The organism is Mitsuaria sp. TWR114, from assembly GCF_007997345.1.
Window position 1 is genome coordinate 1 of the sequence record NZ_VOSR01000130.1, and the last position, 10,956, is coordinate 10,956.

Genomic DNA, 10,956 nt, shown 5'->3' on the forward strand with positions numbered 1-10,956 from the left:
TTCCCCGCCGAGGTCAAGCCTGCCCCCGCCAGCCCCGCTCCCATACCCGGTGCCGCCGCGCCGGTGGATCGCTGAACTCCCACAGGAAGTCCTCGCCGTATGTCCACCTTCCGCCACCGCTGCCTGAGCGCCATGACCGTCGCGAGCGTCCTGACCACGGTGGCCGCCTTCGGGCCGGCCTGCGTGCACGCGCAGACGGTCACGGTCGCGCCGGCCGCCGACCCGACCGCGCCCACCGCCGCCACGCTGTCGCCGGCCGAGATCGACGCCATCTGGCGCCAGTCGGTGAGCAAGTTCGATGGCGAGCGCGCTCGCGTGCTGCGCCAGGTGCAGGCCGGTGTCGCGGCCGGGCCCTTCCGTGCGGACTGGACCTCGCTGCAGGGCTACAAGACGCCGCAGTGGTACGCGGACGCGAAGTTCGGCATCTTCGTGCACTGGGGCGTGTTCTCGCTGCCGGCCTTCGGCAACGAGTGGTACTCGCGGGAGATGTACCAGGCGGGCAGCAAGCCCCATGAGCACCACCTGGCGACCTACGGCTCGCCGGCCGTGTTCGGCTACAAGGACCTGATCGCCCGCTTCAAGGCCGAGCGCTTCGACCCCAAGGCCTGGGCGCGGCTGTTCGCGCAGGCCGGCGCCCGCTACGTGGTCCCGGTGGCGGAGCACCACGACGGCTTCGCGATGTACCGCTCGCGCCTGAGCGACTGGACGGCCGCCACCATGGGCCCCAAGCGCGACGTGCTGGGCGAGTTGGCCCAGGCCATCCGCGCCGAAGGCATGCGCTTCGGCACCTCCTCGCACCGCGCCGAGCACGACTGGTTCTTCGACGGCGGTCGCCGCATCGCCTCCGACGTCAACGATCCGCGCTATGCCGCGCTTTATGGCCCGGCGCAGCTGCGCGAGCTGCATGGCAAGGACGACGGCGACCTGCCGCATGACTGGACCTACGTGTCCCAGGCCTGGCTGGACGACTGGCTCGCCCGCACCGCCGAGCTGGTCGACACCTACAAGCCGGACCTGATGTATTTCGACTGGTGGATCGGCCACGCGAGCATGCGGGCGCACACGATGCCCAGCTTCGCCGCGTACTACTACAACCAGGGCGCGCGCCGCGGCGAGGCCACCGTCATCGACTTCAAGCTCGACGCCTTCCCGCAGGGCGCCGGCACCTACGACGTCGAGCGCGGTCAGATGGTCGGCATCCAGCCGCAGACCTGGCAGACCGACACCTCCATCAGCAACGCCTCCTGGGGCTACATCGACGGCGACACCTACAAGCCGGCCGGCCAGTTGCTGCATCAGTTGATCGACGTGGTGTCCAAGAACGGCAACCTGCTGCTCAACATCGGCCCGCGCGGCGACGGCAGCATCCCCGAGCCGGCGCGCGACATCCTGCTGGAGATGGGCGACTGGCTCAAGCTCAATGGCGAAGCCATCTACGGCAGCCGGCCCTGGACCCGCTTCGGCGAAGGCCCCACGGAAGTGGTCGGCGGCACCTTCCAGGACCGCAACGCCAAGCCCTACACGCCCGAGGATTTCCGCTTCACCACGCAAGGCCCGGTGCTCTACGCCATCGGCCTGGGCTGGCCCGCCGCGCGCGACGACGGACGGCAGGAGCTGCTGATCCGCTCGCTGGCGCCCAGCGCGCTGGCGGCGCCGGTCAAGCGCGTCACGCTGCTCGCGGACCGCAGCGACATCCCCTTCACGCAAGACGCCGCGGGCCTGCATCTGCGCGTGCCCAAGGACCCCGTGGGCCGCCATGCCTACGTCTTCAAGATCGAGTCGCAGTGAGCAATGCCTGTCCGCGACACCCCCGTACGTCCAACCACCGATCCCTCCATGTCTGACTCCCCCTTCCTCCGGTGCCTGCGGCTGTGTGCCGCGCCCTTGCTGCTGCTCCTGGCGGGCCTCGCGCAGCAGGCCCTGGCCGCGCCGCGCGCGCTCTTCTACATGATGGAGACCCAGAAGTCGGTCAACGCCTTCGTCGCCCACGCCGACAAGGTCGACCTGCTGGTGCCGACCTGGTACGGCGTCGACGCGGCCGGCCTGGTCAACGGCGCGCCCAATCCCTTCGTGCTGTCGCTCGCGAAGAGCAAGGGCGTGCCGGTGATGCCCATCGTGTCGATGACGACCACCCGCGAGGGCTTCCACAAGCTGCTGCATGACGAGCAGGCGCAGGCGCGCATGAACGCGTCGCTGCTGCGCGCTGCCAAGGAGCACGGCTTCATCGGATTCCAGTACGACTTCGAGAACATCGCCTGGACCGATCGCGACGCCTTCACGCGCATGGCCAAGGGCACGGCCGACGCGCTGCACAAGGCCGGCCTGCAGCTGAGCGTCGCCGTGGTGCCGAACGCACCGGGCGCGTCGGGCCGCGGCCCCTTCTCCAAGTGGATGTGGGAGTTCTGGCGCGGCGCCTATGACCTGGAGGCGCTGGGCAAGGTCACCGACCTGGTGTCGCTGATGACCTATGACCAGCACACCCGCTGGACCGCGCCCGGCCCGGTGGACGGTTATCCCTGGATGAAGGAGCACTTGGACTACGCGCTCAAGGTCGTGCCCAAGCACAAGCTCTCGCTGGGCATCGCGCTGTACGGCTACCGCTGGTCGACCGGCAACCCGGTGCGTGAGGACGGCAAGGAGGCGCCCAACATCGTCGGCGACTACATCGATGCCGACGAGTCCATCCCGCTGGCCGCCACCTACGGCGCCACCATCCGCTGGGACGAGGTCGATCGCACCTCCTACTACTGGTTCGAGCGCGACCAGATGCGCGAATGGGTGTTCATGCCCGACGCGCGCGGCTTCCGCGAGCGCTATGCGCTGGTCAAGGCCGCGGGCATCGACGGCTTCAGCGCCTGGGTGATCGGCGCGGAAGACCCGGCCGTCTGGGACGAACTGCCGCTGTCGCGGCGCTGAGGACCCGGTCGATGCGAACCCGCCGTCCCGCCAACGCGACCGTGCCGCGCACGCCGCCGCTGTCGTCCGCGCCGCGCCTGCTGCGTGCGTTGCGGCTGGTGCTCGCGCTGGCCGCCGCCGGTGCCGCGCATGCCGGCACCGAGGCGCCCGTCGCGTCCTTGCCGATGCCGGCGCAGGTGCTGCCGCTGGTGCCGCTGCCAGCGCATCTCACGCGCGGCGAGGGCGTCCTGCGCCTGGCGTCGGGCGCGGTCATCGCGGTGCCGGCGGGCGACCGTGGAGCGCGCCGCGCGGCGAGCTTCCTTGCGGCCATGGCTTGGCGCGACCACCACCTGCGCCTGCAGGTGCGGGAGGGTTCCAGCGGCGCGATCGTGCTGCGCCGGGACGCCCGCACCGCCGCCGATCCCAAGGGCGCCTACGAGCTGGCGGTGACGCCCGCGGGCGTCACGCTGCAAGCGCGCGACGACGCCGGTCTCCTGTATGCGGGCGTGAGCCTGTGGCAGCTGTTCGATGCCAACGCCAACGCCAACGCCAACGCCAACGCCGATGACGCGCGCGCCGGCGTCGACGTGCCGGTGCTGCGCATCGTGGACCAGCCGCGTTTCGGCTGGCGTGGCCTGATGCTGGACGTCGTGCGCCACTTCGCGCCGCTGGACGAGCTCAAGGCCCTGGTCGATCAGATGGCGCTGCACAAGCTCAACGTGCTGCACCTGCACCTGAGCGACGACCAGGGCTGGCGCCTGGAGATCAAGCGCTATCCCGACCTGACCCGCATCGGCGGCTGGCGCACGCCGCCCGGCGGCGAGCCGGCCCGCTATGGCGGCTTCTACACGCAGGCGCAGATGCGCGAGCTGGTGGCCTACGCGGCCGAGCGCCAGATCACCGTCGTGCCGGAGCTGGACATGCCCGGACACGCGCAGGCCGCGGTCGCCGCGTATCCGCGCCTGGGCGTGGACATCGGCGACGGTCCGGGCCGCAATCCGCGCCCCGCCGTGGCGGTCGACTACGGCGTGAACCCCTATCTCTACAACGCCGATGAATCCACCCTGCGCTTCATCGAACAGGTGATGGACGAGGTGATGGCGGTGTTCCCGTCGCCCTTCATCCACGTGGGCGGCGACGAGGCGATCAAGGACCAGTGGAAGGCCTCGCCGAGCGTGCAGGCCCGCATCCGCGCGCTGGGCCTGGCCAACGAGGAAGCGCTGCAGAGCTGGTTCATCGGCCGCATCGGGCGCTACCTGGAGAGCCGCGGCCGCCGGCTGATCGGCTGGGACGAGATCCTGGAAGGCGGTCTGCCCGCGGGCGCGTCCGTCATGTCCTGGCGCGGCACCGAGGGCGCCGTCGCGGCCGCCAACCTGGGCCACGACGTGGTGCTGGCGCCGGCGGGCTCGCTCTACCTCGACAACCTGCAGAGCGCGCGCGACGACGAGCCGGAAGGGCGCCTGGCCCAGTTGCCCATCGAGAAGGTCCATGCCTTCGAGGCCATGCCCGCCGGCCTGGACGCCGACCGCGCCAAGCACGTGCTGGGCCTGGAGGCGGCGCTGTGGACCGAGTACATGCCGTCGCGCCGGCACCGCGAGCACGCGATCTTTCCCCGTCTGGCCGCCGTGGCGGAGGTGGCCTGGTCGCCGGCCGCGCTGCGCGATTGGCGCGGCTTCGTGCCCCGCCTGGCGCTGCAGCGGGCACGCTATCTGCGCCAGGGCGTGAACGCCGCCGACAGCGCCTTCGCGGTGCAGTTCGACATCGACGGCGGCCCGGCCGGGATGCTCGCCGCCGGCCAGGCGCCGGTGCGGCTGGGCAATCAACTTGGCTACGGGCAGATCCGCTACACGCTGGACGGCTCCGACCCGGGCCCCGCGTCGCCGGGCCTGGGCGCCGATGGTCAGCCGCTGATCGTCACGCTGCCCGCGCGCGTGCGCGCGACCGCCTTCGATGCCGCGGGCCGACCGCTCGCCGCCGTGCGCGAGCAGCGATTCGACACCGCGACGTTGCTGACCCGCGCCAGCAACCAGCTGCAGGCCTGCCCGTCCGGCGAGATGGGCCTGCGCGTGCCGCTGCGGACCGAGGCGACCGATTGGGCCCCCGTCTTCAACGTCAATCTGCTCGATGCCTGCTGGATCTATCCGCGCGCGCGCCTGGACGGCGTGCAGGGCATCGCGGTCGATGCCGGCCGGCTGGCCCGCAACTACGGTCTGGCGCAGGACGCGGTCAAGGTCGTCCAGCACCCGGCGCGCACGCCGGCGGGCGAGCTCGAGGTGCGGCAGGGCGATTGCACCGGGCCGCTGCTCGCGTCGCTGCCGCTGCCTGCCGGCAGCGCGCCGCAGGCCTTCACGCTGAAGGCGCCGCTGCCACCGCTGACCGGCGTGCAGGACCTGTGCCTGCGCTTCACCGCGCCCATCCATGGCCCGCTGTACGCGATCGACGCGGCGCGCCTGCTGGCCGCCGAGCCCGCCCGGCCTTGATCGAGGACGCCCCAAGATGCCTCCCATCCCCTTCCTCACCGGCTGCCGCCGCGCACTGCGCGGACTGGGCGTGGCCGCGCTGCTGGGCAGCGCGGCGCCCTGGGCGCTGGCGCAGCTGCACACGCAGCCGCTGAACAGCGGCTGGCAGTTCCGCCTCGCGGATCCCGAGGCCGCCAAGGCGCACCCCGAGGCCGCGGACTGGCGCGGCGCCACCGTGCCCGGCACGGTGCAGACGGACCTGCTGGACGCGCGCCTGATCCCCGATCCCTTCCACGGCGAGAACGAAGCCCGGCTGCAATGGATCGGCCTGTCGGACTGGGAGTACCGGCTGGCCTTCGACGTCGATGCCGCGACGCTGTCGCGCGAGCAGGTGGAGCTGGTCTTCGACGGCCTGGACACCTTCGCGCAGGTCAGCCTCAACGGGCAGGCCTTGGCCGCCACGGACAACATGTTCCGCCGCTGGCGTCTGCCGGCCAAGGCGCTGCTCAAACCGGGCCGCAACACGCTGCTGGTGCGGCTGCAATCGCCGATCAGGAAGATGCAGCCCTGGCTGCTGAAGCAGCCCTACGCGCTGCCGGGCGCCTATGACTCGCAGTTCGGCGACGAGCCCAAGGGCGTGGCCACCGCCACCTACGTCCGCAAGGCGCAGTACCAGTACGGCTGGGACTGGGGCCCGCGTTTCGTGACGCTGGGCATCTGGCAGCCGGTGCGTCTGGAGAGCTGGGATCACCTGCGCATCGAGGACTTCCACATGCGCCAGCCGCGTGTGGATGAAGGCGTGGCGCAGCTCGCGGCCGAGTTGGAGGTGCAGGCCGGCCGCGGCGGGAGCGCCCGGCTGCAGGTCGAGGTGACGCCGCCCGAGGGCGCGCCCTTCACGCTGACCCGCGACGTGGTGCTGGACCCGGGCCGCAATGCGCTGAGCGTGCCGGTGCGCATCGAGCGGCCCCGGCGCTGGTTCCCGGCCGGCTATGGCGAGCAGCCGATGTACCGCTTCCGCGCCAGCCTGACGCAGGACGGCGTCGAGCTGGCCCATGCCGAGCGCCGCACCGGCCTGCGCAGCGTCGAGCTGCGGCGCGAGAAGGACGCCTGGGGCCGGAGCTTCGCCTTCGTCATCAACGGCATTCCCGTGTTCGCCAAGGGCGCGAACATGATCCCGCTGGACAGCTTCCCCAACCGCGTCACGCGCGAGCGCCAGCGGGCGCTGCTGCTCAGCGCCAGGCGCGCCAACATGAACATGCTGCGCCTGTGGGGCGGCGGCTATTACGAGAGCGACGCGTTCTACGAAGAGGCCGATGCGCTGGGCCTGCTGATCTGGCAGGACTTCATGTTCGGCGGCGCCATCCTGCCGGCCGACACCGCCTTCCAGGAGAACGTCCGCCAGGAAGCCATCGAGCAGGTGCGCCGGCTGCGCGACCACCCGAGCATCGTGCTCTGGTGCGGCGGCAACGAGGTGCAGGCCGACTGGGAGACCTGGGACGCCACGCTGGCCTTCAAGAACAAGCTGTCCCCCGACGAGCGCGAGCGCCTGTGGAGCGCCAACCTCAAGCTCTTCGGCGAGGTGCTGCGCGGCGTCGTCCAGCGCGAGGCGCCCGACGTGCCCTACTGGGCCACCTCGCCGGGCGTCGACCTGGAGGGACCGTCCGGCCAGATGGACGATGGCGACATGCATTTCTGGCGCGTGTGGGGCGGCTCCGCGCCGGTCGAGACCTTCCTCGACACCACGCCGCGCTTCATGTCGGAGTACGGTCTGCAGTCCTACCCCGAGATGCGCACCATCGCCAGTTTCGCCGGCCCGCAGGACCTGCGGCTGGACTCGCCGGTGATGCGCGCGCATCAGAAATTCGGCGTGGCCGCGGGACCCGACGTGGGCAACGACCGCCTGCTCTTCTACATCCGCAAGGGCTATGGCGAGCCCAAGGACTTCGCGTCCTTCGTCTACCTCAGCCAGGTCATGCAGGCCGAGGGCATCGAGCTGGCCGCCAGCCATCTGCGCAGCCGGCGTCCGCGGTCCATGGGCTCGCTCTACTGGCAGCTCAACGACGTGTGGCCGGGCGCGTCCTGGTCCAGCGTGGATGTCTCCGGCCGCTGGAAGGCGCTGCAGTTCCATGCGCGCCGCTTCTACGCGGACACGACGGTGACGGCGCTGCGCCGCGCCGGCGAGACCGAGATCGCGGTGGTGTCCGACAGGACCCAGCCCCAGGACGCCGAGCTGCGCCTGCGCGTGTCGGACCTGGACGGCCGCGTGCTGCGTTCGGAGCGCGCGACCGTGACCGCGCGGCCGCTGGCCGTCACGCCGGTCTGGCACCGCGCCGATGCCGAGCTGCTGCAAGGCGCGGATCCGGCGCGCACCGTGGCCGAGGTCGAACTGCTGGTGCAGGGCCGCGCGGTGGCCCGCCAGACCGTGTACTTCGTGCCCGCCCGCGAGCTGAAGCTGGCCGATCCGGGCTTCCAGACGCGCCTGGAACGGGATCCCGCCGGCGGTGCCGACGCGTGGCGGCTCGCGATCAAGACCCGGTCCTTCGCCCGCGCGGTGTGGATCGATTTCGGACCGCTGGAGGTCGAGCTGGCGGACAACGCGCTCGACATCCGCGCCGGCGAGGAAGTGCTGATTCCGTTGCGCGCCACGGCCTCGCCGGGCGACTTGCAGGCCCACCTGAATCTTCGTTCCCTGGCGGATTCGACAGTCCGCTGAATGGACCGCGGCGGCGCACGGCTGTGCCACTGCGGGACCGACGCCAGGGAACAGATCGTCCGCCCAAAAAGCGGATCGACCTCGATGTGCAGTAGCTAATTTGAAACCCAGGGACAAGAGCAATTCCAAGACGCGGCATCGACCGCCCCTCCATTCACGGCCCTCACCAAGAAGACTGCGACCATGAAACCGAATCGACTCCTCCTGAAATCCACCCTGGTCACCGCCATCGCCGCGATCTACGGACCGGCCGCGTTCGCGCAGGCGGCCCCGCCGCCGAGCCCCGCCGCCTCCGCCCCGGACGCCGCGCCGGACGCCTCGCGCGATGCCAAGGCCAAGGCGCTCGACACGGTCAACGTGACCGGCTACCGCGCCAGCCTGCAGCGCGCGATGAACATCAAGCGCAACGCGGACTCCATCGTCGACGCGATCAGCGCCGAGGACATCGGCAAGTTCCCCGACACCAATGCGGCGGAATCGCTCGCGCACCTGCCCGGCGTGGCGGTGGACCGCCTCTACGGCGAAGGCGAGAAGGTCAGCATCAACGGCACCGATCCGGCGCTCAACCGCGTGCTGGTGAATGGCCAGACCATCGCCTCCGGCGACTGGGGCGGCAATCCCAGCGACACCAGCGGCCGCACCTTCAACTACACGCTGCTGTCGCCCGAGATCATCGGGACGATGGAGGTCTACAAGTCGCCCGAGGCCCGCATCGACGAGGGCAGCATCGGCGGCACCGTGATCATCCACACCCGCAAGCCGCTGGACCTGCCGGCCAACACGCTGCGCGGCTCGCTGGGCTACAGCTACAACGACCGCTCCAAGGACGGCAATCCGCGCGGCTCGGTGCTGTACAGCTGGAAGAACGAAAGCAACGACTTCGGCGCGCTGATCGCCGCCTCGCATGACAAGCAGACGCTGTCGCAGGCCGGCATCGAGTTCTTCGGCTACACCACCGGCAACGGCATCAGCCCGACGGCGCAGATCTCCGGCAGCGGCGATCCGCAGACCGCGCGCATGCCGGTGGCCATCGACAGCGACTTCTTCCAGCAGACCCGCCAGCGCGACAGCCTGCAGGGCGCGCTGCAATGGAAGCCCGATACCCGCAACGAGTTCAACCTGACCGGCATCTATGTCCACGGCCAGTACAACAACTACAGCGAGGCGCGTTATGCCTGCCCCGGCTGCGGCGACGTCGACAAGATCACCAAGGCCACGGTCAACAACGGCCTGATCACCGCGGCGACCGTGACGGCCGGCGCCGGCAACGGCAACCAGCCCTATGCCGAGCTGGACGCGAACTACCGCGAGTCCACCGTCGTCACCAAGAGCCTGAACCTGCAGCACGAGTACAAGGCCGACGACTGGAAGCTGTCCAGCCAGGTCGGCTACACCTCGGCCTCCGGCGGCAAGTCGCCGGAATACCTGATGAAGTATTTGCTGAAGTCGGGCGGCTACTCCTTCAACTACGGTCCCAAGCAGGCCGGCATCGTCTACGACGACGGCAGCCGTTCCAACTGGGGCCTGCCGGGCGCGCCGGCGGGCTCCGCGCCGGGCGCGCAGATCGACGGCAAGTACCAGGCCGGCGGCATCTACTACGCCGAAAGCAGCGACCGCGAACGCTATGGCCAGGTCGACCTGTCCCACAAGCTGGACCTGGGACCCATCAACGAAGTGATGGTCGGCGCCAAGTTCATCAAGCACGACAACGGTGTCAACGCGCGCGGCAATCGCATCAACACCACCAGCGACATCACGCTGGACCAGTTCGGCAACTCGAATGCGCCGGCCGGGCTGTACGACGGCCTGGACGTCAGCGGCGACATCCGCAACTGGCCCACCGCCGATCTGGGACAGGTCAAGAGCTACCTGCTGAATCAGCCGCAAGGGCCGTTCAACATCGACTACGGCTCGACCTTCAGCGTGCGCGAGACCACGTCGAATCTCTACACCCAGTTCAACTACGACGTCGGTGGCCTGCGCGGCAACTTCGGCCTGCGCTACGTGCACACCAAGGACGACTCGAACTACTACCTCTCCAACGACGGCGGCACGACCTACGCGCCGACCACGACGGACACCAGCTACAACAAGCTGCTGCCCAGCTTCAACGCCGCCTACGACCTGGATTCGAGCAAGGTGCTGCGCTTCTCGGTCGCGAAGGTGCTGGCGCGGCCGCGCTACTCGGACCTCGCGGGCGCGACCAACCTGGACCTGGTCAAGGGCACCGGCAGCGGCGGCAATCCCGGCCTGAAGCCCTACGAGTCGACCAACTTCGACCTGGCCGGCGAGTGGTATTTCGCGCCGCAGAGCATGGTGGGCGCCGAGTTCTTCTACCGCGACGTCAGCAACTACGTCGTGAACGTGACGAACGACCGCGTCATCAACAACCGGACCTTCTCGATCAGCTCGCCGGTGAATGCCAGCTCGGCCAAGGTCAAGGGCCTGTCGCTGATGTACCAGCAGAACCTGGGCTACGGCTTCGGCCTGCAGGGCAACTACACCTATGCCAAGGCGGACACCGGCGAAGGCCTGAACCTGCCCTACCTGTCGAAGAACACGGTCAACATCATTCCGTACTTCGAATACGCGGGCTTCACCGCGCGCCTGGTCTACAGCTGGCGCTCGCAGTACTTCACGCAGATCGGCCGCCTGAACTCGCAGGACTTCACCGACCAGTACAAGCAGCTGGACCTGTCGGCCTCGTACGAGATCACGAAGAAGATCGGCATCAGCCTGAGCGCGACCAACCTGCTGGACCAGACCTACTACCAGTTCAGCGGCAACAAGGACGCGCCCACCGGCTTCTACAAGAACGGCCGGACCATCATGCTGGGCATGAACTTCAAGCTCTGAGCGTGACGTGACCGGGGCCGGCCGGCTCGCGCG

Annotated in this window: 5 protein-coding genes; all 5 read left to right on the forward strand. The window is 69.8% G+C overall.

Going from position 1 to position 10,956, the window contains the following annotated elements; genetic code table 11:
- Window positions 1-99 precede the first annotated feature (99 nt).
- The 5 genes from FUT87_RS06230 (at window position 100) to FUT87_RS06250 (ending at window position 10,923) form a co-directional block, all read left to right on the forward strand.
- On the forward strand, window positions 100-1,788 hold the full coding sequence (locus FUT87_RS06230; RefSeq protein ID WP_147240440.1) for an alpha-L-fucosidase: 1,689 nt from the start codon (window positions 100-102) through the stop codon (window positions 1,786-1,788).
- A gap of 48 nt (window positions 1,789-1,836) precedes the next feature.
- Entirely contained in the window at window positions 1,837-2,916 is a 1,080-nt protein-coding gene (locus FUT87_RS06235) for a glycosyl hydrolase family 18 protein (protein ID WP_091727665.1), read from the forward strand.
- An 11-nt stretch (window positions 2,917-2,927) separates the two neighbouring features.
- On the forward strand, window positions 2,928-5,375 hold the full coding sequence (locus FUT87_RS06240) for a family 20 glycosylhydrolase (protein WP_147240441.1): 2,448 nt from the start codon (window positions 2,928-2,930) through the stop codon (window positions 5,373-5,375).
- 16 nt (window positions 5,376-5,391) lie between these two features.
- Entirely contained in the window at window positions 5,392-8,067 is a 2,676-nt protein-coding gene (locus tag FUT87_RS06245; protein WP_147240442.1) for a glycosyl hydrolase 2 galactose-binding domain-containing protein, read from the forward strand.
- 183 nt (window positions 8,068-8,250) lie between these two features.
- Entirely contained in the window at window positions 8,251-10,923 is a 2,673-nt protein-coding gene (locus FUT87_RS06250; RefSeq protein ID WP_147240443.1) for a TonB-dependent receptor, read from the forward strand.
- Window positions 10,924-10,956 lie beyond the last annotated feature (33 nt).

Excerpts from the sequence above, each read along its gene's own strand:
- FUT87_RS06235 (WP_091727665.1), top strand. The coding sequence starts at position 1,837 with ATGTCTGACTCCCCCTTCCTCCGGTGCCTGCGGCTGTGTGCCGCGCCC.
- FUT87_RS06250 (WP_147240443.1), top strand. The coding sequence starts at position 8,251 with ATGAAACCGAATCGACTCCTCCTGAAATCCACCCTGGTCACCGCCATC.
- FUT87_RS06240 (WP_147240441.1), top strand. The coding sequence starts at position 2,928 with ATGCGAACCCGCCGTCCCGCCAACGCGACCGTGCCGCGCACGCCGCCG.
- FUT87_RS06245 (WP_147240442.1), top strand. The coding sequence starts at position 5,392 with ATGCCTCCCATCCCCTTCCTCACCGGCTGCCGCCGCGCACTGCGCGGA.
- FUT87_RS06230 (WP_147240440.1), top strand. The coding sequence starts at position 100 with ATGTCCACCTTCCGCCACCGCTGCCTGAGCGCCATGACCGTCGCGAGC.